Source organism: Nonomuraea bangladeshensis (assembly GCF_039529455.1).
Lineage (GTDB): Bacteria > Actinomycetota > Actinomycetes > Streptosporangiales > Streptosporangiaceae > Nonomuraea > Nonomuraea bangladeshensis.
The window spans coordinates 713,296-734,445 of the sequence record NZ_BAAAMV010000005.1; the positions used below are offsets into that span (position 1 = coordinate 713,296).

The following is a 21,150-nucleotide window of genomic DNA, read 5'->3' on the forward strand; positions in this document are numbered from 1 at the left end:
ATGGTCTCGGACTGATGGACAGGGATTAGAAGGGAGGCTCGTCGCTGAAGTCGTTGCCGCCGCCGAAGCCGCCGCCGCTCTGCTGGCCGCCGCCGTAGCCGCCGCCACCGCCACCGCCGAAGCCGCCGCCGCCCTGCGGCGGGGCCGGGGTCGCGGAGGCCCACGGGTCGTCGGACGGGCCGCCGCCGAAGCCGCCGCCACCGCCCTGACGGGAGGTGCGGTTGACCTTGGCGGTGGCGTTGCGCAGAGACGGGCCGACCTCGTCGACCTCGACCTCGTAGACCGTGCGCTTCTCGCCTTCCTTGGTCTCGTAGGACCGCTGCTTGAGCCGCCCCTGCACGATGACCCGCATGCCGCGCTGCAGGCTCTCGGCGGCGTTCTCCGCCGCCTGCCGCCACACGTTGCAGGTCAGGAAGAGGCTTTCGCCGTCCTTCCACTCGTTGGTCTGGCGGTCCATGAACCGCGGAGTGGACGCGACGCGGAAACGAGCCACCGCTTGCCCCGTCGGGGTGAAGCGCAGCTCGGGGTCGTCGACGAGGTTGCCGACGATGGTGATTACGGTGTCGCCTGCTGCCATGGCTTGCGCTCGCCTTCCTGCACGCCTCTTCTTGGGTTACGGCTCAGACTACGGCTGCCTCCCGACAAAAAGTCGGCAGTCAGTGCACGTCGGGGCGGAGCACCTTCGTGCGCAGGATGCCCTCGTTGAGGTTCATCTGCCGGTCGAGCTCCTTGACCGTCGCGGGCTCCGCGGACAGGTCGATGACGGCGTAGATGCCTTCCGACTTCTTGTTGATGTCGTAGGCGAGCCGGCGGCGGCCCCAGACGTCGACCTTCTCCACGGTGCCGCCGTCGTTGCGGACCACGGTGAGGAACTGGTCAAGGGACGGCGCGACGGTGCGCTCGTCGAGTGAAGGGTCCAGGATGACCATTACTTCGTAACGACGCATGCGGACTCCGACCTCCTCTGGACTCTTGCGGTCACGACGCTCTGCCGTGACAGGAGGATGCTGACGCATGAACCGGGAACGCCCATTTCGGCGCCGCCGGGGCGATGGATCACCCATCACAGCGCAGCGTGTCCCAGGTTACCAGCCACCGGTACGTGGGAAGGCACCTAGCAGACAAGGGGGTGGTGGCAGTGCCACACGTGCTTCAGCCCTCCCAAGGGGAGCGGTTCAGGCTCACGCTCAACAGTGACGGGGTCTCGCACCCCACCGAGAACATCCTGTCCGTGGCCACGCTGGTGCTGGGTTTCGTGGCCTTCGTCTCGACCTTCTGGCCGGCCGCGCACGTCGTCTCGTCCTGGGCGGGCTTGCTCGGCTTCAGCGTCGGCATGTTCTCCCAGTACATCTCGGTGACCACGCCGCAGCGCTCGCTCAACGTCGTCGGGCTGGTCGGCTCGTTCGTGGGGGCCGCGCTCGGCATCGCCCACGGCGGGTTCCTCCCCTAGTGATCACTCGCAAGGCGACGGCCCCGGTCTCACCGGGGCCGTTGTTCTGTGCCGCGAGTGCTATGTCGCTCAGCCGATGTGCAGGTCGATCCCCAGCAGCACCAGGAACCAGAGGAAGACCGCCAGCAACGCCTCGGCGACGTCCCTGAGCAGACCGGGCGTGATGTAGTCGTAGACCCAGGCCACGTAGATGCCGACGATCACGTAGACCAAGACGATCAGCGCACGTAAGCGCCACCTCGACATATCGATTCTCCTCGCGTAGGGGGCCCTTGGCGACTGCCCTTTGGCGCCCGCGGCAAACGGATAGGCTCGGTGACATGGTGCGCATCGGAGCTCATGTCGATCAGGACGACCCGGCCGCCCGCGCAGGGGAGATCGGCGCGGAGGTGGTCCAGTTCTTCCTCGGCGACCCCCAGGGCTACGCCAAGCCGGTGCTGCCCGCCAAGCCGGTCGAAGGCGTGGACGTCTACATCCACGCCCCCTACCTGATCAACGTGGCGACCACCAACAACCGCATCAGGATCCCCAGCCGCAAGCTGCTGGAGCAGCATCTCAAGGCGGCCGCCGGGCTGGGCGCTAAGGGCCTGGTGGTGCACGGCGGGCACGTCAACAAGAGCGACGACCCGCAGACGGGCTTCGACAACTGGCGCAAGGTGTTCGAGCGCATGGAGTGCCCGATCCCCGTGCTGATCGAGAACACCGCGGGCGGCGGCAACGCCATGGCCCGCACGCTGGAGCGCATCGGCCGGCTCTGGGACGCCCTCGACGGCTTCGACGTCGGCTTCTGCCTCGACACCTGCCACGCGCACGCGGGCGGCGAGGAGCTGGTCGGCCTGGTCGAGCGGGTCAAGGCCATCACCGGCCGGATCGACCTCGTCCACTGCAACGACTCCCGCGACGAGTTCGGCTCCGGCGCCGACCGGCACGCCAACCTCGGTCAGGGCAGGATCGACCCCGAGCTGATCCTGGCGGTCTGCCGGGCGGCCGGCGCGCCGGTCGTGGTGGAGACGCCGGGCGACGGCCAGGCGGACGACATCGCGTTCCTGCGGAAGAACCTGTGATCTTTACACACAGGCTGTGGATAACTTCCCTGGATTACCGAGACGGGAAAACGGGTAGAGATCTCAGCCCGCCCACGCGCCGCTGAGAAAACGCATCGTGTTCAGCAGCATGAGGGGCCCGCACACCATCACATACAGCGCGATCACCCATCGCCGCCGGGTCGCCGCCTTCGCCACGAGCACCCACAGCGGGAACCACAGCAGCAGCGAACGCGGGATCGACAGGTAGTACGCCGACGTCATCAGCGCCCCCGCCTGCGCCCCCGTGTAGACCAGCTCGCTCCACCTGCGCAGCGCGAGCAGCCACACCAGCACGGCGACCGCCACCACGGCGCCGGCGATCTCCATGCGGAAGGCCACCGCGTTCTCGTCGCCGCCCATGGCCGAGCCCCACGTCGCCTGCCACGCCTCCCACGGCCAGACGAACTCCCGGCCCCACCCGGCCTCCTGCGCGTGCTTCCACGCCAGCCAGTCGCCCGAGCGGGAGTAGTGGTAGAACGAGTACGCCGCCAGCGGCAGGAACGGCACCACCAGCCACCCCGCCCGGCGCGGCGACTCCCGCCGCGCCACGAACTCCACGACCAGCGCCACCGCCAGGAACAACCCGGTGATCCGCACGCCCGACGCGCCCGCCGCGAGCAGCGCCGCCGCCGACCAGCGGCCCTGCCGGGCGGCCAGCCACGCGGGGATCGCGAAGGCCAGGAACAACGACTCGCTGTAGCCCGCCGACAGGAACACCGCCAGCGGGAAGGTCAGCAGCGCCGCCACCGCCATCCACCCGTCGGCGCCCTCCAGCTCGGCCAGCCGGGCCAGCGCCACCATCGCGACCGCGCCCGCCACCAGCGAGATCAGCAGCCCGGCCGTCTCCCAGTCGGGCACCACGAGGTGCACCGCCCGCAGCACGGCCGGCAGGCCGGGGAAGAACGCGGGCAGCCCGGCGTCGGGGGGACGCCCTGGCTCGCCGTCGTAGCCGTACTGGGCGATGGTGATGAACAGCCCGGCGTCCCACTTGCGCCACCGGTCGGCGTAGCCGGCGAACGTCGCGCCGAGCAACGTCGCCACCAGCAGCCCGGCCCGCGAGCCGAACCAGAGCAGCAGCGCGTCCCGTGCGGCGGCGCGAGTGATCATCGCAGGACGGTGGCCAGCGTGACCCGGTCGGGCGCGCCGTCGAAGACCCCGCCCGTCTGGTCGTCGAGGTCGTCCTGCCGGACCACGTCCTTGTCCGGGCGCAGGATGTCGCGCACCACGAACGCCATCATGACGGCGATCGTGATGATCCGCCCCCAGACCGCCGTGAAGTAGGTGTCATCGCCGATGCCCAGGTCGTCCCGGTCGAGCGGCGACTGCGAGAGCAGATAGAGCCAGATCGCGGCGAAATACCACAGCTCGGCGAGCTGCCACAGCGCCAGCGGCTTCCAGTTGGGCCGGGCCAGCACCGCGAACGGCACCAGCCACAGCACGAACTGCGGCGACCACACCTTGTTCGTCATCATGAACGCGGCCAGCGCCAGGAAGCAGAGCTGCGCGAGCCGCGGCCGGCGCGGCGCGGCCACCGCGAGCACCGCGATGCCCGCGCACATGACCGCCAGCGACACCATGCCGAGCGTGCTCACGTCGTTCTCGCCGAGGATGTGCCAGCCCTTGGTCTGGAAGAACAGCCACGGCGAGCCCCAGTCGACCCCGCGCTCGGCGGAGAAGACGTAGAACCGGCGCCAGCCCTCCCACGCCAGGAGCATGAAGGGCAGGTTGACCACGAGCCACGCGCCCGCCGCCGAGCCCATCGTGACCAGGAACGGCCGCCACTTCGCCGTGCGCAGGGTGAGCAGGAACAGCGCCCCGGCGAACATCAGCGGGTAGAACTTCGTGGCGATCGCCAGCCCCAGCAGCACCCCGGCGAGCACCTGCCGCTGCCTGGCCCAGGCCAGCAGCATGCCCATCGACAGCGCGCCCGCGACGAGGTCCCAGTTGATGTACGCGGCCAGCACCACGGCCGGCGAGATCGCGTACCAGAGCGCGTCCCAGCGGCGGGTGGGCCCGGCCACCGCGGCCATCAGCAGCACGCCGATCACCAGGCAGGCGCCGAGCAGGATCACGGTCAGGTCGTAGAACTTGACCGCCTGCCCGACCACGTCGTCCTCAACCCACCGGACGATCCAGCTGATCACCTGCATGACCTCGCCCAGCACCACCGGGTACTCGACCTGCTTGTCGAAGGGCACGTCGGCGAAGTAGGGGTTCTGGGTCGACAGGCTGCGGTCGAAGAACAGCGGGTAGATGTCGGTGTAGCAGAAGTTCGTGTACGTCGTGACCTGGTCGTTCCAGCCGCCGGTGCGGCAGGGCAGGCGCACGACGTACGCGAGGCTCGCCCCCAGGGCCGCGATCAGCCCCAGGGGGAGGAAGGGCACGGCACGCGCCGCCAGCGGGACGCGTGCCTCGATGCTGGTCACCAGCCCTCTCGTCCCGAGGGAGGCGGCGCGAACGCGCCACCGAACCCGCCGAACCCGTCGTTGCCGCCGTTGTCCTGGTCGGCTCCGCCGTCGTCGTTGATGCCGAAGTTGTCCTCGTCGCCGGGGCCCTGCTCGTCACAGGGCTGGACCAGGCAGTCCTGCTGATCGTTGCCGTTGTTGTTCTCGTCGCCGCCGAAGGGGTCGTCGCCGCCGTCGAACGGGTCGTCGGTCTTCGTCGGCGTCGGCGTGGGCGTCGGGCTCGGCACGATGTTCTCCGGCAGGCCCACGTCCGACTTCTGCGGGAACTGCTCGATCGGCTTGCCCTCGTGCGCGGCCAGCATGAACTTCTGCCAGGCGATGGTGGGCGGGCCGGCGCCCTCGAAGCCGAGCGAGACCTCGTACGGCCTGGTGTAGGGGTTCTTGTAGTTGTACTTCTTGTGCGGCTTGCCCCCAGGTGTGACCGGGCAGTTGGAGTGGAGCGGCGGGACGACCTTGCCGGTCTTGGTCCGGCACTCCTCGCGGTAGAACCCGACCGCGGTGGAGATCTGCGGCGTGTAGCCGACGAACCAGGCGCCGTTCTCGTCGTTGTTGGTGCCGGTCTTGCCGGCGGCCGGGCGGCTGCCGAGGCCCTTGCCCCGCGCGGTGCCGCTGCGCAGCACCTCCTGCATGGCCACGGTGGCGTCGGCGGCCACGCCGGCGTCGATGACGTTCTTCGACAACAGCTGCTCGCCGTAGACCGTCTTGTTGCCCTGCTCGACCTTCTTGAGCACGTGCCAGCGGGTGTACTTGCCGCCGTTGGCGAAGATCGAGTAGCCGGCGGCCTGCTCGACCGGCGTGACCGGGGCGCTGCCGATGGCGAACTGGTAGTGGTGCTCCTGAATGTCCTTCTTCATGTCCTCGGGGTCGAAGCCGGCCGCCTCGACGAGGTTGCGCACCTCGTCGAGCTGACCGGGCAGCTTGTACGCCATGGACACGAACGCGGTGTTGACCGACTCGGCGGTGGCCTTGACGACGTCGACCGCGACGCCGACGTTGTGGCTGTTCTTGATGCCGCCGGCCTGCTGGCCGGGCAGTTTCTCCGGCACCGTCGCGTTGCCGGGCACGTAGCTCTTGAGCGAGTAGCCGGCCTGGAGCCAGGCGGCCAGCACGTACGGCTTGAACGCCGAGGCGGCCTGCTTCTTCGATTGGAAGGGCTCGTTCCAGGGGTCGGTGACGTAGTCGGTGCCGCCGTAGAAGGCGATGACGCGGCCGTTCCTCGGGTCCACAGCGGCGAGACCGGCGTGGTACTCCTTGTTCATCGACGCCATGGTGCTGGTGACCGCCTCCTTGGCGGCCAGCATGAGCTTGCGGTCGAAGGTGGTGACGATGCGGAAGCCGCCGCTGCGGACCTCGTCCTCGCTGAGACCACGGGCCTCCAGCTCCTTCAGCACGACCTGGACCATGTAGCCCTTGAGGCCGCCCATCTCGTTGCGGGTGTCCAGCTTGACCGGCTTGGGGAACTTCGCGGTCTGCGGGAGGGTGCCGTACTTGTCCGGCCACTGCTTCGCCATGTATTCGACGACGGTCTTGAAGCGGTTCTTCAGGCCGTCCGCCTCGGGCGTCCAGGCCGGCTGCTGGATGCGGGCGGCCAGGTAGGCGGCCTGCGAGGGGGTCAGCTTCGCGGCGGTGGTGTCGAAGTACGCCTTCGCGGCGGCCTCGGCGCCGTAGGCCCGGCCGAAGGGGACGGTGTTGAGGTAGCGCTGGAGGATCTCGTCCTTGGGCAGCGTCTGGTTGAGCTTGACCGCGATGAAGATCTCGTTGACCTTGCGCTTGACCGACACCTCGCGGCTCAGGCCGTCGTAGTAGTTGCGGGCCATCTGCTGGGTGATGGTCGAGGCGCCCTGGATCTGCTGGCCGGTCGCGGTCATGTAGACGGAGCGGAAGATGCCGGAGATCGAGATGCCCGAGTCCTCGTAGAACTCGGGGTTCTCGATGGCGATCACCGCGTCGCGCAGGACGGGGGCCATCTCGGAGAGCTTCACGATCTCACGCTTCGTGCCCAGGCTGGCGATCTCCCTCTTGCCGTCGGCGTAGTAGATCGTGCTCTGCTGGGCGATCGCGTCGGCCTGGGTGCCGGTGGGCACATCGGTGTTGGCGTAGGCGACCATGATCATGCCGAACAGGCCGGCCGCGATGACGACGAAGCCGGCCACGAGGAGCTTCCAGCTCGGCAGGAACCGGCGCCAGCCGCCACGGCCGCCGCCGTCCTTCTCATCGGGCGGGCCGGGCGGGCCTGGGGGCTCGGGCGGGCCGCCCTGGGCGCGCCTGCGCGAGCGGCGCGGGCCCTCGGCCACCATGGTCTCCTGGTTGCCGACCGCGCGGGTGTCGGCACGCTCCTGCCTGGAGCGGCGCCCGGGGCGCTGCTGCGGCTGGTCGGGGGCGCCCGGGGGGAAACCCTCGCCGGGGGCGCCCGGGGGGAAGCCCTCGCGCCGCGGCGGCATGGGCTCACGCCGGGGCGGCTGCGGCTGCGCGTCATAAGGCTGGGCGTCATAACGCTGGGTGTCGTATGGCTGCGCGTCGTACTGCTGGGCGGCCATCGCGCCCGTCTGCTCGTACGCGGCTTCAGGCCGACGCGGCGGCTGCGGCTGGTTCCAGGAAGATTCGCCGGTTTGAGGTGGAGAACCTTGGGGCACAGAACGGGATGAAGTGGAACGGCGGCGCCTCCCCGGGCGGGCCGTTCCTTCATTCATGCTGTTACTCACACGTCCTCGCACTGTCGTCGGAAACAAAAGCGGCGGTTGGGCGTGAGGTTCCTCGGCGCCCTCGGTGGTGTCTCGTCACGCCTGGCCTGCGGGCTCAGGCGGTCCGTTCCCGAGGACGTACGAAACCGTCAGGTGGTTCCAGGAACAACCCTGACAGACCTCGACGACGTACACCCGGAACTCATCGTAATCATGTGCCATGGCGGCGAGCTCCGAAGCGGCCTTTGCCTGTCCGGCATGTGAGCCGAGCGAATCGCCATAGACATAGGTCACGTGGGTGACGTTCTCCCTCTCGCACACCGGGCAGAGACGTTCGGTCGGCTCGCCGAAGTGGCGTGCCGCGCGAAGGAGGTACGGCTGTGCGTCACAGACGTCACCGCGCGAAGTACGCCCGGAACGCAGGGAGCGGACGACCGCCCTTTTCGCGAGGCCGTAATCCACCACCCTTCGCTGTGACCACATGAGCGCCAGACTACGGCGTTTCAGCCGATCATCCCAACGCCTTGAAAAATCCATAGATTGCCGCGATATAGCGGAGCGACGTATCCTGGGGATGTATCGGCTCGATACATCGACGCGAGAGGAGGGCGGTTCCCATGGCCGGCGGACAGGGCAGGGTCCTGGAACTGGCCGTGCTCGGGTCGCTGCACGAGACGCCGCTCCACGGCTATGAGCTGCGCAAACGCCTCAATGCCCTGCTGGGCATGTTCCGCGCGTTCTCCTATGGCTCTCTGTATCCCTGTCTGCGATCGCTCCTGGCGCGCGGCCTCATCACGGAGGAGCAGCCGGCTCCCACCGCGATCGTCGGCGGCCGTTCAAAGATCGTTTACAGGCTGACCGCCGAGGGCAAGGAACGGCTGCAGGAGCTGCTGACGCAGGCCGGGCCCTCCGCATGGGAGGACGAGAGCTTCGGTGTGCACTTCGCGTTCTTCCGGCACACCGAGGCCGAGGTGCGGCTGCGCATTCTCGAAGGCCGGCGTAGCCGGCTTGAGGAGCGGCTCGACGCGGTGCGGACCGCGCTGGCGCGCACCAGGGAGCGTCTCGACAGTTACACGCTCGAACTGCAGCGTCATGGGCTCGAGTCGGTCGAGCGCGAGGTGCGCTGGCTCAACGAGCTGATCGCAACGGAGCGTCGGGCCTCTGAGGGGCCCGAGAGGGATACCACGTCAACTGATGAGTAAGGGAGCGAGTGCGATGGGTTCGGTCCGCGTGGCCATTGTCGGTGTCGGCAACTGCGCGTCGTCGCTGGTCCAGGGCGTTCACTATTACAAGGACGCCGACCCGGACACACGGGTTCCTGGCCTGATGCACGTGAAGTTCGGCGACTACCACGTCGGCGACGTCGAGTTCGTCGCGGCGTTCGACGTGGACGCCAAGAAGGTCGGCCGCGACCTCTCCGAGGCGATCGTCGCCAGCGAGAACAACACGATCAAGATCTGTGACGTGCCGCCCCTGGGGGTGACGGTCCAGCGCGGTCACACCTTCGACGGCCTCGGCGAGTACTACCGGGAGATCATCGAGGAGTCCGACGAGGCTCCGGTCGACGTGGTCCAGGTGCTCCGCGACAACCAGGTCGACGTCCTGGTGTCCTACCTGCCCGTGGGCTCGGAGGAGGCCGACCGCTTCTACGCGCAGTGCGCGATCGACGCCAAGGTCGCCTTCGTCAACGCGCTGCCGGTCTTCATCGCCTCCGACCCCGAGTGGGCCGAGAAGTTCACCGAGGCGGGCGTGCCGATCGTCGGCGACGACATCAAGTCGCAGGTCGGCGCCACCATCACGCACCGCGTGCTGGCCAAGCTGTTCGAGGACCGCGGGGTGGAGCTGCTGCGCACCTACCAGCTCAACTTCGGCGGCAACATGGACTTCATGAACATGCTGGAGCGCACCCGCCTCCAGTCGAAGAAGATCTCCAAGACGCAGTCGGTCACCTCGCAGATCCCGCACGAGATGGGCAAGGCCGACGTGCACATCGGGCCGTCGGACCACGTGCCGTGGCTGGACGACCGCAAGTGGGCGTACGTGCGGCTGGAGGGGCGCTCCTTCGGCGACACGCCGCTCAACCTGGAGTACAAGCTGGAGGTCTGGGACTCGCCGAACTCGGCCGGCATCATCATCGACGCCGTGCGCGCCGCCAAGATCGCCCTCGACCGGGGCGTCGGCGGGCCGATCCTGTCGGCTTCCTCCTACTTCATGAAGTCGCCGCCGAAGCAGTTCTCCGACGACGAGGCCCGCGAGTACGTCGAGAAGTTCATCCGGGGCGAGGTCGAGCGCTGACCCCGGAGAACGGCGCCGCGTCCCTGGTGGGGCGCGGCGCCGTTCGCGCCTTCAGACCCGGGCGGCCGGCGGCAGCTCGGCGGCGGAGGCCGGCTCCCAGGTCAGCGGGTCGCAGCCGAGCTCGGCGAGCAGCGGCACCTGCTCGCGGCACCACGGCGAGAGCGCCAGCAGGCCGTTCTGGGCCCCCTCGGCGAACTCCTTCCACGGCATCCACATCGTCTCCCCCACCTCCTCCGGGTTGGGCTGCGCCGGCCCCTCGACGACCACCCGGTAGACCGGGCAGAGCTCGTGCTCGACGATGCCGTTGGCCATGACGGCGCGGTAGGAGAAGCCGGGCAGCATCAGGTCGGCGCCCTCGGAGCGCAGCCCCAGCTCGTACGCCAGCCGCCGCACCACCGCCCGGCCGAGTGCCTCGCCCGGCAGCGGATGGCCGCAGCAGCTGTTGGTCCACACCCCCGGCCAGGTGACCTTGTGGTCGGCCCGCCTGGTGAGCAGCACCCGGCCTTCGCCGTCGAAGACATAACTGGAGAACGCCAGGTGAAGCGGGGTCTCCGGGCCGTGCACCGACGTCTTGGGCGCGGTGCCGAGCGCGCGTCCGTCACGGTCTACCAGCACAACGTGTTCCTCGGTCGTCACGCTTCGAAGCGTACGCAATGACGGCCACCGCGAGGAACCTCCGCACCGGGACCGGCGCGGGCTTGGCTAGGCTGACGGCGTGTCCTTCGTCGCCGATCTCCGCGTGGTCCTCCGGGGCAGAGACTTCAGGCACCTGTTCGGCACGCGGCTGGTCTCCCAGTTCTCCGACGGGATCTTCCAGTTCGCGGTGACCGGGTTCGCCTTCTTCAGCCCCGAGAGCAAGACCACCGCGTTGCAGGTGGCGGCGGGGCTCGCGGTGCTGCTGCTGCCCTACAGCATCCTCGGGCCGTTCGTCGGCGTGTTCATCGACCGGTGGCCGCGGCGGCAGGTCCTGGTGCTCGCGCCCGTGGCGCGCGGCGCGCTGCTGCTGGTGGCCGCCTGGCTGGTCGCCGCGGACGCCCCCGACCCCGCCTTCTACGCGGCGGCGCTGGCCGTGCTGGCGGTCAACCGGTTCTTCCTGGCCGCGCTCGGCGCCTCGCTCCCCCACGTCGTGCCGACCGAGCGGCTGCTGTCGGCCAACGCCGTGGTGCCGACCTCGGGCACGGTGGTCACGTTCGTCGGCGTGGGCGTCGGCTTCCTGCTGCGCGCGCTGGTCGGCGGCGACGACTCCGGCGTGGCGGTGCTGCTGGTCGCCTCCGGCGTGGTGTTCGCGTTGAGCTCGCTGATCGCCCGCCGCATGGACCGCATGCTGCTCGGCCCCTGGCCCGACCCCGACCGGCCGCAGGCCCGCGAGGCGCTGCGCAACGTGGTGGTCGGCCTGGCCGACGGCACGCGGCATCTGCTGAGTCACCGGATCGCGGCCGGCACCCTGGGCGCGATGGCCGCCCACCGCTTCTTCTACGGCATCGCGACCGCCCTCGGCATCATCCTCTACCGCTACTACTTCACCGACGGCGACCCCGACGCCGCGCTCAAGGGCATCGGCCTGGTCGTGGCCACCTCCGGCGTCGGCTACTTCGTGGCGGTGCTCATCACCCCCTACGCGACCGAGCGGTTCACCATCGAGCGCTGGGTGCCGATCGCGCTGACCGCGGCCGGCGTGCTCACCGCGGTGCTGGTGCTGCCGTTCCAGGAGTGGGGGCTCGCCGCCGCCGGGTTCGTGCTGGGGGTGGCCGGGCAGAGCGTCAAGATCTGCGCCGACACCACCGTGCAGCGCGACGTCGAGGACATCTACCGAGGCCGCGCGTTCTCCATCTACGACATGCTCTTCAACGGGATGTACGTGCTCGCCGCGGCCCTGTCGGCGGCCATCCTGCCGGCCGACGGCAAGTCGTACCTCGCGGTGGCGATCATGTCGGTGGGCTATCCGCTCGCGGCGCTCGCCTACCGGGCGATCGCCGCGCGCTCACGTCAGCGGCTGACCGAACCGCCGTCAGCCGAGCTCGGCTGACCTCGACCACTCCAGCAGCGCCTCGGTCGCGGCCTCCTTGCCGATCACGCCCTTGTCGAGCCTGAGGTCGAGCAGGAACTTGTAGGCCCTGCCCACGACCGGCCCCGGCCCGACGCCCAGCACCCGCTGGATCTCGTTGCCGTCGAGCTCGGGCCGGATCTTGGCCAGCTCCTCCTCCTCGGCCAGCCGCTCGATGCGCTCCTCCAGGTGGTCGTAGGTGCGCGAGAGCGCGGCCGCCTTGCGCTTGTTGCGCGTGGTGCAGTCGGCCCTGGTCAGCTTGTGCAGCCGGGAGAGCAGGTGACCGGCGTCGCGGACGTAGCGGCGCACCGCGCTGTCGGTCCACTCGCCGGTGCCGTAGCCGTGGAAGCGCAGGTGCAGCTCGACCAGCCGGGAGACGTCGGCCACGACGTCCTTGGGGAACTTCAGCTCGCTCATTCGCTTCTTGGTGAGCTGGGCGCCGACCACCTCGTGGTGGTGGAACGACACCCGGCCGCCCGCCTCGTGCCGGCGCGTCTTGGGCTTGCCGACGTCGTGCATGAGCGCCGCCCAGCGCAGGATGCGGTCGGCCTTGCCGTCCTCCTCCTGGGCGATGGCCTGGTCGAGCACGGTCAGCGTGTGCTCGTAGACGTCCTTGTGCCGGTGGTGCTCGTCGATCTCCAGGCGGAGCTTCGGCAGCTCGGGCAGCACGTGGGCGGCGAGGCCGGTCTCGACCAGCAGCCGCAGCCCCTCGCGGGGGTTGGCGCCGCAGATCAGCTTGTCCAGCTCGTCGCGGATGCGCTCGGCGGAGACGATCTCGATCCGCTCGGCCATCGCGGTCATCGCCGCCAGCGCGGCGGGATCGACGGCGAAGCCGAGCTGCGAGGCGAACCTGGCCGCGCGCAGCATCCGCAGCGGGTCGTCGCCGAACGAGCGCTCGGGCGGGCCGGGCGTGCGCATCACCTTCGCGGCCAGGTCGTCGAGCCCGCCGTAGGGGTCGACGAACTCGTGCCCGGGCAGGCGCACGGCCATCGCGTTGACCGCGAAGTCGCGCCGCTCCAGGTCGGCCTGCAGCGTCTCGCCGTACATGACCTCGGGCTTGCGCGACTTCGGGTCGTACGACTCGCTGCGGTAGGTGGTGATCTCGATCAGCCAACTGCCCTTGCGCAGCCCGACGGTGCCGAAGTCGATGCCGATCGTCCACACCGAGTCGGCCCAGTCACGGACGATCTCCAGCACCCGCTCGGGGCGCGCGTCGGTGGTGAGGTCGAGGTCGTTGCCGACCCGGCCGAGCAGGATGTCGCGCACCGGGCCGCCCACCAGGGCCAGCTCGTGCCCTTGCGCGGCGAACAGGCGGCCGAGCTCGTCGGCCACCGGGGCGATCTTGCGGAACAGGTCGGTCATCGCCCGCCGCTGGCCTTCGGTCAAAGTTGCATCCACCACAACCGGGTCGGTCCTTCGTCATCCGGAACATATCCCCCGAGCCACATGAGGTCCGGGTTACCGTCGGTCAAGGGACCGTCGGGGGCCATGGCAACGAGGCTAGGAGGTCTACATGAAGGACGCCCTCGCGATCCACCGCTGGCTCCTCGCCCACCAGGTCCATCATGAGATCGTACGCCTTCCGCGCCCCTTGGCTCGCGCGGAAGAGCTTCCCGGGGCGCTCTCCGCGGCCCCCGGCCGATGCCTGACGGTCACGGTGTTCGAGGTGGCCACCAGGGTCGGCGGCGAGGCCGTCGTGGCCGTCGTCGCCCCGGTGTCCGCCGGTCCGCGTCCCGGAGCCGTGGGCGGCCTGCTCGGCGCGCGCCGGGTGCGACCCGCGCCGGCCCACGTCGTCAACTCCGCCACCGACTACGCGCACGGCCTGGTCTGCCCGCTGCTGCTGCCGGCGTCCCTGCCGCTGCTCGTCGACGACCGGTTGAGCGCCGCCGCGGGGCCGATCTTCACGGCCACCGGCGAGCGTCACACGGCCCTCCGCATTCGTGCGCTCGACCTGCTGACTCTCCTGCCAGGCAAGACGGTCGACCTCCGCCTGGCACGGCCAAGAGGATCACGTGCGGCGGTCACGCGGCGGCACTGAACCCGTACCATTGCGGGCGTGCGTCGTCGTACTCCAGCCCGGGCAGCCGCGTGATCCGTAAGACCGCGCTGCTCGCCGTGCTGTCCGCCGCGTTGCTCGCCCCCACCCTGGCGGCGGCGCCGAGCACGGCTGCCACGAGCGCTCAGACCAGCAGGCAGACCCTCTCCGTCGCCATCACCGCCATCACGCCCGCCGTGCCGCGCTCCCCGACCGACGTCATCAAGATCAGCGGCACGGTGCGCAACGACACCGGCGCCGACATGGCCGGCCTCCAGGTGCGCCTGCGCTACGACGCCCAGAAGCTGCCCGACCGGGCCGCCATGGACGCCTACATGAGCGACCAGTCCACCGCGACGCTGCCGGTCAACGTCTCCACCCGCAACTCCTACATGGACCTGCAGCCGCTCGCCGCCGGCGGCACCGTCCGCTGGGAGATCCAGGCCACGCCGGTGCAACTCGGCCTGCGCGAGTTCGGCGTCTACAAGATCGCCGTGGACGTGGCGCAATACCGCGTGCCGCTCCAGGCCGAACGCACCTTCCTCACCTACGCGCCGCCGACCCCGCAGAAGCTGCCGCGCACCAGGCTCGCCGTCGCCCTGCCGGTCATCGACCAGCCCCACCGGGCCACCGACGACCCCGTGTTCGTCGACGACAAGCTGAGCCAGGCCATCGCCGGCAAGGGCCGCCTCGCCGACCTGCTCCGCATCGCCCAGTCCGCGCCCAGCAACGTGACGTGGTTCGTCGACCCCTCGCTGCTCGACGACCTCAACACCATGGTCAAGGGCTACAAGGTCAAGACCAAGGACGGCGAGCAGAGCCGGCCCGCCAACCCCGCGGCCGGTCAGTGGCTGCAGGAGCTGCGCACCGCCCTCGCCGCCGCGCCCGTCGTGGCGGTCCCGTACGCCGACCCCGACCTCACCGCGCTCACCCACCAGGGCCTCGACGACCAGCCCAACCGGGCGATCGCGCTCGGCGGCAAGAAGGCCAAGGAGCTGCTCGGCCGCGACGTCAAGACGACGATCAACTGGCCCGCCGGCGGCCTGCTCGACCCCGACGCGCTCGACCTGCTCTCGGTCAGCGACGACAAGGTGGACAAGGTCCTGCTCGACGCCGCCAACCTGCCGCCGGCGCAGCCGCTCACGGTCACGCCCGACGCCGCCTCGACCCTCGACTCGGTCCAGGGCCCGGTGACCGCGCTGGTCGCCGACCCCGGGCTGAGCCGCCTGTTCGAGCCGGAGACCAGCACGTCCCTGCTGCTCAGCACGCAGCGGTTCATCGCCGAGACCGCGATGATCGCCGCCGAGCCCGGCCAGACCCTGCCGAGGTCGCTGGTCGTCGCCCCGTCGCGGCGCTGGGACCCCAACCCCGCGCTCGTCACCGGCCTGCTCAAGACCGCGGGCCGGCTGCCCTGGCTGCAGCTCACCACGCTGGAGACGATCAAGCCGGGCAAGGCGTCCGTTCCGCGCGCCGGTCTGACCTACACCGACCAGAACCGCCGCGAGGAGCTGAGCGGCAAATACCTGGCGCCGGTGAAGGAGACCGCGGAGCGGGCCCAGCTCACCGCCCTGATCACGGCCACGCGCACGCAGTCCGTGTTCGACGCCGCGGTGCTGCGTATCGCCTCCTCGGCCTGGCGCAACAGCACCCGCATGGGCCGCTCGGTGACCAACGCGGTGAGCAAGGCCGTGACCGAGCGCGTGGACCGCGTCCAGATCACCGGCGCGGGGCCCGACCGGCCGCGCACCCTGGCGGGCAACAACGGCTTCGTCCCCATCAGCGTCAAGAACGCCAGCGGCGCCGAGATCAGGCTCTACGTCGACGTCCGGTCCGACGACCAGAAACTGCTGCAGGTCACCTTCCAGCAGGACGAGCCCCTGTCCATCGGCGCCGGGCAGAGCGGCACGGTCCAGGTGCCGATGAACGCCACGCCGGGCACCAGCGGCGACGCCACGGTGACCGTTCAGCTCAGGACCGCCGACGGCAAGGCCTACGGCAAGCCGCAACGCCTCACCATCCGCACCACCGGCTACACCGGCATCGCCTCGGTGATCGTGGGCGCGGGGCTCACCGTCATGCTGGCGGCCGTGGTCACGCGGGTGGTGCGGCGCAGGGCGGAGCGCAGGCGCGCGGCGTCCGCCAGGAAAACGGGAGAGTGAAGACCGAATGAGCCGCATGCTGCGGGCCAGCGCCCTGATGGCGGCCGGGACGATGGTGTCCCGGGTCACCGGGTTCGTACGCACCATGGTGCTCGCCTACGCCATCGGCACGGCGGCACTGGGCGACTCCTACAACGCGGCGTACGCGATCCCGTACAGCATCCTCGACCTGCTGCTGCTGGGCGTCCTGAGCAGCGTCGTGGTGCCGATGATCGTGCGGGCGCAGCAGCAGGACCCTGACGGCGGCCGGGCCTACGAGCAGCGGCTGCTGACCGTCGCGACGATGGCGCTGACCGTCGTCGCGGTGCTGGCCGTGCTCGCCGCGCCGCTGCTCATCGACCTCTACACCGACTGGGCGCCGGGCAGTCCGAAATACGAGGTCGGCGTGATGCTGGCCCGGTTCATCCTGCCGCAGCTCGCCTTCTTCGGCATCGGCGCGGTCGCGGGCGCGATACTCAACACCCGTGATCGCTTCGGCGCCCCGATGTGGGCACCGGTGATCAACAACCTGGTCGTGATCTGCGTGTTCGTCACGTACGCGCTGGTCAGCCAGGCGCGCGACAACATCGACGCGGTCACCACCGCCGACCTGGCGCTGCTCGGGCTCGGCACCACGGCCGGCATCGTGGCCCAGGCGGCCGTGCTGATCGTCGCGCTGCGCCGGGCCGGGTTCTCCTTCGTGCCCCGCTTCGACCTGCGCAACGCCCGCCTGGGCGAGATGGGCAAGGCCGGCGTCTGGACGATCGGCTACGTCGTCGTCACCCAGCTCGGCTTCCTGCTGACCACCAACCTGTCGTCCTCGGCGGGCGACCAGGTGCCCGGCCACGGCATCAGCCCCTACACGCTGGCCTTCCAGCTCTTCCAGCTCCCGTACGGCGTCGTCGGCGTCTCGGTGATCACGGCGATGCTGCCGCGCATGAGCCGGGCGGTCGGCGAGGGCCGGCTCGCCGACGTGCGTCAGGAGTTCGGCTCCAGCGTGCGGCTCATCTGCGCGCTGATGGTGCCGGTGTCGCTGCTGCTCATGGTGCTGGGGCCGGCGATCACCGTGCCCATCTACGGCCACGGCGCCAACAGCGTGGCCGACGCCGTCTACATCGGCAACGTGCTGCAGGTGTACGGGCTGGCGCTGGTGCCGTTCGCGGTCTTCCAGCTGCTGCTGCGGGTCTTCTACAGCTTCGGCGACACGCGGACGCCGGTCTACGTCGGGGCCGGGACGACCGCGGTCAACGCGGGGCTGATGGTGGTGTTCTACCTGCTGCTGCCGGCCGAGTACGCGGTCATGGGGCTGGCGCTGGCGTACGCGATCGCGTACGGGCTGGGCGCGCTGCTCGCCTGGATGCTGGCCAGCCGCCGGGTGGGCGGGCTCGACGGATGGACGGTCGGCATGGCGATGACCCGGATGTACCTCGCCTCGCTGCCCACCGCCGTGCTGGCCCTGGCCGCCGTCTGGGGGGTCACGCAGGCGTTCGGCGGGCTGCGTTTCGTCAGTTCGCTCATCGTCCTGGCGGTCGGCGGCGGGCTCGGTCTGGTGCTCTACCTCGGTGTGGCTCACAGAATGCGCATACCGGAGGTCAACTCGATCGTTGGGATGGTCGCGCGACGGGTAGGTCGGTAAAGAAACTCGGCACTACGATGGAGCCCGACACGCGCGAATGGAAGCAGGAGGGGCGTGGGCGGATCCACCCGGCATAGCGTGCCTTCGTGGGACACCACCACGCGGGCGAGTCCAACCATGTCCGATCGGCCTAGCGGAGTGAGCCTGTGAGCACGTCGGCCGTCGCCCCCGGCACCCGCCTCGCCGAGCGCTTCCGGCTTGAGGACCGCGTCAGCGAGTCCGACGGCGCGACGCTGTGGAAGGCCATCGACGAGATCCTCGCGCGGCCGGTGGCCGTGCACACGTTCGCGCCCGACTTCCCGCGCGTGCACGAGGTCGTGACGGCCGCCCGCGCGGCGAGCCGGCTCACCGACCCGCGCCTGACGCAGGTCTTCGACGCCGCCGAGGACGACAAGCACGCCTACGTCGTCAGCGAGTGGGTCACCGGTGAGACGCTGACCGACCTGCTGGCGGGCGGGCCGCTGGAGCCCGAGCGGGCGGCCGGGCTGGTGGCCGAGGCCGCCGAGGCCCTGGCCCACGCCCACGAGGCCCGCCTCTACCACCTGTGCCTGCGCCCGGCCCACCTGGTGTGGACGACCGGCAACACCGTCAAGGTGCTCGGCGTGGCCGTCGACGCCGCGATGTACGGCCTGACCACCGACCAGCCGGCGCTCGACGACGCCGAGGGCCTCGGCCGGCTGCTGTACGCGGGCCTGACCGGCCACTGGCCGGGCGACGAGGAGGAGGGCGGCCTGCCCGCCGCCCCCATGATGGACGGCCACTTCTGCACGCCGCGCCAGGTCACCGCCGGCGTGCCCGGCTACCTCGACACCGTCACGGTGCGGGCCTGCCTGCCCGAGTCGCGCAAGGGCCAGGGCGCGCTGTCCAGCCCGGCCGAGATCACCGAGGCGCTGGCCGACGTGGCCCGCCCGATGCCGATCCCGATCTCCTACCCGAGCACGCCCGCGGTGGCCTCCGCCTCGCGCTCCGAGGGCCTCGACGTGGGCCACCGCAACCAGACCACGGTCGCGCCGCTGCCTCCCGCGCCGCGGCGGCCGCAGGGCGGCGGCAGCACGCTCAACCGGGTGCTCATGACGATCGTGGTGCTGCTGGTCATCGCCGCGGTCGGCGTGGGGGCGTGGACGATCGGGCGCAGCCTCGGCAGCGGCACCGAGCCCGAAGCTCAGACGGCCACGCCGAGCGCCACCGGCTCCGCCTCCTCCACGCCGACGCAGACGGTCAAGCCGGCCAAGGCCAAGGGCTTCGACCCGCTCGGCGACGACGGCGACGAGAAGTCGGACAAGGCCGGCCTCGCGATCGACGGCAAGCCCAGCACGTACTGGGAGACCCAGGGCTACGCCACCGCCGAGCTCGGCAACCTCAAGAAGGGCGTCGGCCTGCTGCTCGACATGGGCAAGTCCGTGCAGGTCAGCGACGTGGTGGCGACGCTGGGCAGCGCCTCGGGCGCGAACGTCGAGCTGAAGGTGGGCGACGCCCCCGAGCTCGGCTCGCTGAAGACGGTCGCGACGGCGAAGGACGCCTCGGGCAAGACCACGTTGAAGCCCGATCAACCCGCAACCGGACAGTACGTTTTGATCTGGTTTACCCGTCTTCCGGCAGATGCGGGCAAGTTTCATGGCACCATCTATGAAGTAGTGGTGCACTCTCCCGGATCGGCATAATCAGGAAACTCTCTTGTGAACTCCCCACCCGAGACACCTTCAGCAGCGGATCGGCCTGCGGTCACGGACGCCGACCTGCTGACCGCGCACATCAACGGGGATCCTCACGCCTTCAGCGAGATCGTCAAACGGCACCGCGACCGCATGTGGGCGGTCGCCCTGCGCACGCTCGGTGACCCGGACGAGGCCGCCGACGCCGTGCAGGACGCCTTCGTCTCCGCCTATCGCAAGGCCGCCACGTTCCGCGGCGAGGCCGCCGTCACCACCTGGCTGCACCGCATCGTGGTCAACGCCTGTCTCGACCGCATGCGGCGCAAGTCCGTCCGGCCGGTGGCCGACGACGAGCTCATCGAGGCCGCCGAGCGCGAGACGCCGCTGCCGGACCAGACCCTGGAGCGCGAGGTCTCCATGGAGGTTTCGGCCGCTCTGAAACTGCTGCCCGCCGACCAGCGCGCGGCCCTCGTGCTCGTCGACATGATGGGCTATTCGGTCGAAGACGCAGCTCAGGTGCTGGAGGTGCCGAGCGGCACCGTGAAGAGCCGGTGCGCCCGTGGGCGCGCGAAACTTGCCCCAATTCTTTCGCATCTGCGGAACCGATCAGACCTCAATCGCGTCTCATCCGCGAAGGGAGCAGAACTTCGTGACGGGTGATACGCACTACGAACTGGAAACTCTCGCCGAGCTGGCCGAGGGTCTCCTGGACGCTGCCGAGGCACGCCAGGTCCGCGAGCATCTCGCGGTCTGCGACCCCTGCGGGGAGCTGCTGGCCGACCTCGCGGCGGTTCGCGAGGTGCTCGCGGCGACCCCCACACCGGCCATGCCGATGGGCGTCGCACTGCGCATCGACAAGGCCCTGGCGGCCGAGGCCGAGACCGGGCGCGGCGGCGTCGGGCTCGCGGAGCCACCGGACTGGGACGAGCTCATGCGGGACGCCCCCTGGGAGCGGCCGATCGCGGTCCCCGAGCCCGTGGGCTCGGTCAACGGCTCCGCGGCGGACGTCCCCGAGCCGGTACGCCTCGGGGTGGTCTCCGACGACGGCACCATCGTCCCCGCCAGGACGCGCTCGGCCAGGAAGCGGCGGTGGGCACTGCCCGCGGTGGCCGCCGCGGCGGCCGCGGCCGTGGTCGGCACGGCGGTGGTCTCGACCAACCTGCTCGCCTCGGGCGGCTCGTCGGGCGGCTCCGCGCCGGTCGCGCTGCCGTCCAGCGACGTGGCGAGGACCCCGGAGCGGGCGCCGGCGTACAAACTGACCGACAGCGGCTACAACTACAGCGACTACGCCCTCCGCCAGCCGATGGAGCAGTTCTTCGGCTTCGCGCAGGCGCAGCAGCCGCTTGGCGGCGACAACGCCGCCGCCAAGGCGGCCAAGTGCGTCGGCAAGGTGGGCGAGCGCAACGGCCTGGAGACCTTCGCGGCCGACCAGGGGCAGTACAACGGGCAGGAGGCGCTCGTCGTCGTCTCCTGGAAGGACCGGACGGCCAAGAAGATCCGCATCGACATCGTCGACCCGTTCAACTGCAAGAACCTGCGTAAGGCGGCCCTCGGGCGCTGGTAGTCCCCGTACCTGTTGAAGAGCCCGCTTCGGCGGGCTCTTCTTTTTTGTCCTGTGCACAACCTGTGGAAAAGTACGCGCAACGAGGTCCCCTCGCAGGTCACCGTA

20 protein-coding genes are annotated in these 21,150 nt (G+C 70.2%); 11 read left to right on the forward strand and 9 right to left on the reverse strand.

The window, feature by feature from the left end:
• Positions 1–25: 25 nt before the first annotated feature.
• Complete coding sequence (locus ABD292_RS19265; RefSeq protein WP_344208986.1) at positions 26–577, reverse strand: single-stranded DNA-binding protein; 552 nt, start codon at positions 575–577, stop codon at positions 26–28.
• A gap of 79 nt (positions 578–656) precedes the next feature.
• Positions 657–947, reverse strand: a complete 291-nt coding sequence (gene rpsF, locus ABD292_RS19270; RefSeq protein WP_055504125.1) for a 30S ribosomal protein S6 — start codon at positions 945–947, stop codon at positions 657–659.
• A gap of 191 nt (positions 948–1,138) precedes the next feature.
• Between rpsF and ABD292_RS19275 the strand changes: the two genes are divergently transcribed.
• Positions 1,139–1,450 carry a hypothetical protein gene (locus ABD292_RS19275; protein WP_344208991.1) on the forward strand — a complete coding sequence of 104 codons (312 nt, stop codon included), beginning with the start codon at positions 1,139–1,141 and terminating at the stop codon, positions 1,448–1,450.
• A gap of 69 nt (positions 1,451–1,519) precedes the next feature.
• Here ABD292_RS19275 and ABD292_RS19280 read toward each other — a convergent pair whose 3' ends face one another.
• Positions 1,520–1,696: a hypothetical protein gene (locus ABD292_RS19280; protein WP_177240955.1), complete on the reverse strand. Its 177-nt coding sequence runs from the start codon at positions 1,694–1,696 to the stop codon at positions 1,520–1,522.
• 74 nt (positions 1,697–1,770) lie between these two features.
• Between ABD292_RS19280 and ABD292_RS19285 the strand changes: the two genes are divergently transcribed.
• Positions 1,771–2,514: a deoxyribonuclease IV gene (locus ABD292_RS19285; RefSeq protein WP_344208994.1), complete on the forward strand. Its 744-nt coding sequence runs from the start codon at positions 1,771–1,773 to the stop codon at positions 2,512–2,514.
• Positions 2,515–2,577: 63 nt separating this feature from the next.
• On the opposite strand, the gene ABD292_RS19290 is transcribed toward ABD292_RS19285, so the two are convergent.
• The 4 genes from ABD292_RS19290 to ABD292_RS19305 form a co-directional block, all read right to left on the reverse strand.
• Positions 2,578–3,642 carry a mannosyltransferase family protein gene (locus ABD292_RS19290; RefSeq protein WP_344208996.1) on the reverse strand — a complete coding sequence of 355 codons (1,065 nt, stop codon included), beginning with the start codon at positions 3,640–3,642 and terminating at the stop codon, positions 2,578–2,580.
• Positions 3,639–4,961, reverse strand: coding sequence for a glycosyltransferase family 87 protein (locus tag ABD292_RS19295; protein WP_344208998.1), 1,323 nt, complete (start codon positions 4,959–4,961; stop codon positions 3,639–3,641). Before ABD292_RS19295 ends, ABD292_RS19290 begins: the two co-directional genes overlap by 4 nt.
• The gene (locus tag ABD292_RS19300; RefSeq protein ID WP_344209000.1) at positions 4,958–7,537 is read right to left on the reverse strand and encodes a transglycosylase domain-containing protein; all 2,580 of its coding nucleotides are present in this window, start codon (positions 7,535–7,537) and stop codon (positions 4,958–4,960) included. The genes ABD292_RS19295 and ABD292_RS19300 overlap by 4 nt, the downstream gene beginning before the upstream one ends.
• A 240-nt stretch (positions 7,538–7,777) precedes the next feature.
• The gene (locus tag ABD292_RS19305; protein WP_020543057.1) at positions 7,778–8,164 is read right to left on the reverse strand and encodes a DUF5318 family protein; all 387 of its coding nucleotides are present in this window, start codon (positions 8,162–8,164) and stop codon (positions 7,778–7,780) included.
• 134 nt (positions 8,165–8,298) lie between these two features.
• Here ABD292_RS19305 and ABD292_RS19310 point away from each other — a divergent pair, with 134 nt between their 5' ends.
• Together ABD292_RS19310 and ABD292_RS19315 are read left to right on the forward strand one after the other, a co-directional pair.
• On the forward strand, positions 8,299–8,883 hold the full coding sequence (locus ABD292_RS19310) for a PadR family transcriptional regulator (RefSeq protein WP_091088297.1): 585 nt from the start codon (positions 8,299–8,301) through the stop codon (positions 8,881–8,883).
• A 13-nt stretch (positions 8,884–8,896) separates the two neighbouring features.
• Positions 8,897–9,976, forward strand: coding sequence for an inositol-3-phosphate synthase (locus tag ABD292_RS19315; protein ID WP_344209003.1), 1,080 nt, complete (start codon positions 8,897–8,899; stop codon positions 9,974–9,976).
• Positions 9,977–10,027: 51 nt separating this feature from the next.
• On the opposite strand, the gene idi is transcribed toward ABD292_RS19315, so the two are convergent.
• Complete coding sequence (gene idi, locus ABD292_RS19320; protein ID WP_344209004.1) at positions 10,028–10,612, reverse strand: isopentenyl-diphosphate Delta-isomerase; 585 nt, start codon at positions 10,610–10,612, stop codon at positions 10,028–10,030.
• Positions 10,613–10,691: 79 nt separating this feature from the next.
• Between idi and ABD292_RS19325 the strand changes: the two genes are divergently transcribed.
• Positions 10,692–12,002: an MFS transporter gene (locus ABD292_RS19325; RefSeq protein ID WP_344209005.1), complete on the forward strand. Its 1,311-nt coding sequence runs from the start codon at positions 10,692–10,694 to the stop codon at positions 12,000–12,002.
• On the opposite strand, the gene ABD292_RS19330 is transcribed toward ABD292_RS19325, so the two are convergent.
• Positions 11,985–13,382, reverse strand: a complete 1,398-nt coding sequence (locus tag ABD292_RS19330) for a CCA tRNA nucleotidyltransferase (RefSeq protein ID WP_344209114.1) — start codon at positions 13,380–13,382, stop codon at positions 11,985–11,987. The genes ABD292_RS19325 and ABD292_RS19330 overlap by 18 nt on opposite strands.
• 151 nt (positions 13,383–13,533) lie before the next feature.
• Between ABD292_RS19330 and ABD292_RS19335 the strand changes: the two genes are divergently transcribed.
• The 6 genes from ABD292_RS19335 (at position 13,534) to ABD292_RS19360 (ending at position 21,045) form a co-directional block, all read left to right on the forward strand.
• Entirely contained in the window at positions 13,534–14,058 is a 525-nt protein-coding gene (locus tag ABD292_RS19335) for a YbaK/EbsC family protein (protein ID WP_344209007.1), read from the forward strand.
• 50 nt (positions 14,059–14,108) lie between these two features.
• Complete coding sequence (locus tag ABD292_RS19340; RefSeq protein WP_344209009.1) at positions 14,109–16,214, forward strand: DUF6049 family protein; 2,106 nt, start codon at positions 14,109–14,111, stop codon at positions 16,212–16,214.
• Positions 16,215–16,221: 7 nt separating this feature from the next.
• Entirely contained in the window at positions 16,222–17,829 is a 1,608-nt protein-coding gene (murJ, locus tag ABD292_RS19345; RefSeq protein WP_344209011.1) for a murein biosynthesis integral membrane protein MurJ, read from the forward strand.
• A gap of 146 nt (positions 17,830–17,975) precedes the next feature.
• Complete coding sequence (locus ABD292_RS19350) at positions 17,976–19,490, forward strand: protein kinase family protein (protein ID WP_344209013.1); 1,515 nt, start codon at positions 17,976–17,978, stop codon at positions 19,488–19,490.
• A gap of 15 nt (positions 19,491–19,505) precedes the next feature.
• The gene (gene sigM, locus ABD292_RS19355; protein ID WP_091088316.1) at positions 19,506–20,141 is read left to right on the forward strand and encodes an RNA polymerase sigma factor SigM; all 636 of its coding nucleotides are present in this window, start codon (positions 19,506–19,508) and stop codon (positions 20,139–20,141) included.
• The gene (locus tag ABD292_RS19360; protein WP_344209015.1) at positions 20,131–21,045 is read left to right on the forward strand and encodes an anti-sigma factor family protein; all 915 of its coding nucleotides are present in this window, start codon (positions 20,131–20,133) and stop codon (positions 21,043–21,045) included. The genes sigM and ABD292_RS19360 overlap by 11 nt, the downstream gene beginning before the upstream one ends.
• The last annotated feature ends 105 nt before the right edge of the window (positions 21,046–21,150 follow it).

Excerpts from the sequence above, each read along its gene's own strand:
- ABD292_RS19265 (WP_344208986.1), bottom strand. The coding sequence starts at position 577 with ATGGCAGCAGGCGACACCGTAATCACCATCGTCGGCAACCTCGTCGAC.
- rpsF (WP_055504125.1), bottom strand. The coding sequence starts at position 947 with ATGCGTCGTTACGAAGTAATGGTCATCCTGGACCCTTCACTCGACGAG.
- ABD292_RS19280 (WP_177240955.1), bottom strand. The coding sequence starts at position 1,696 with ATGTCGAGGTGGCGCTTACGTGCGCTGATCGTCTTGGTCTACGTGATC.
- ABD292_RS19285 (WP_344208994.1), top strand. The coding sequence starts at position 1,771 with ATGGTGCGCATCGGAGCTCATGTCGATCAGGACGACCCGGCCGCCCGC.
- ABD292_RS19290 (WP_344208996.1), bottom strand. The coding sequence starts at position 3,642 with ATGATCACTCGCGCCGCCGCACGGGACGCGCTGCTGCTCTGGTTCGGC.
- ABD292_RS19300 (WP_344209000.1), bottom strand. The coding sequence starts at position 7,537 with ATGGCCGCCCAGCAGTACGACGCGCAGCCATACGACACCCAGCGTTAT.
- ABD292_RS19305 (WP_020543057.1), bottom strand. The coding sequence starts at position 8,164 with ATGTGGTCACAGCGAAGGGTGGTGGATTACGGCCTCGCGAAAAGGGCG.
- ABD292_RS19310 (WP_091088297.1), top strand. The coding sequence starts at position 8,299 with ATGGCCGGCGGACAGGGCAGGGTCCTGGAACTGGCCGTGCTCGGGTCG.
- ABD292_RS19315 (WP_344209003.1), top strand. The coding sequence starts at position 8,897 with ATGGGTTCGGTCCGCGTGGCCATTGTCGGTGTCGGCAACTGCGCGTCG.
- ABD292_RS19330 (WP_344209114.1), bottom strand. The coding sequence starts at position 13,382 with ATGACCGACCTGTTCCGCAAGATCGCCCCGGTGGCCGACGAGCTCGGC.
- ABD292_RS19335 (WP_344209007.1), top strand. The coding sequence starts at position 13,534 with ATGAAGGACGCCCTCGCGATCCACCGCTGGCTCCTCGCCCACCAGGTC.
- murJ (WP_344209011.1), top strand. The coding sequence starts at position 16,222 with ATGAGCCGCATGCTGCGGGCCAGCGCCCTGATGGCGGCCGGGACGATG.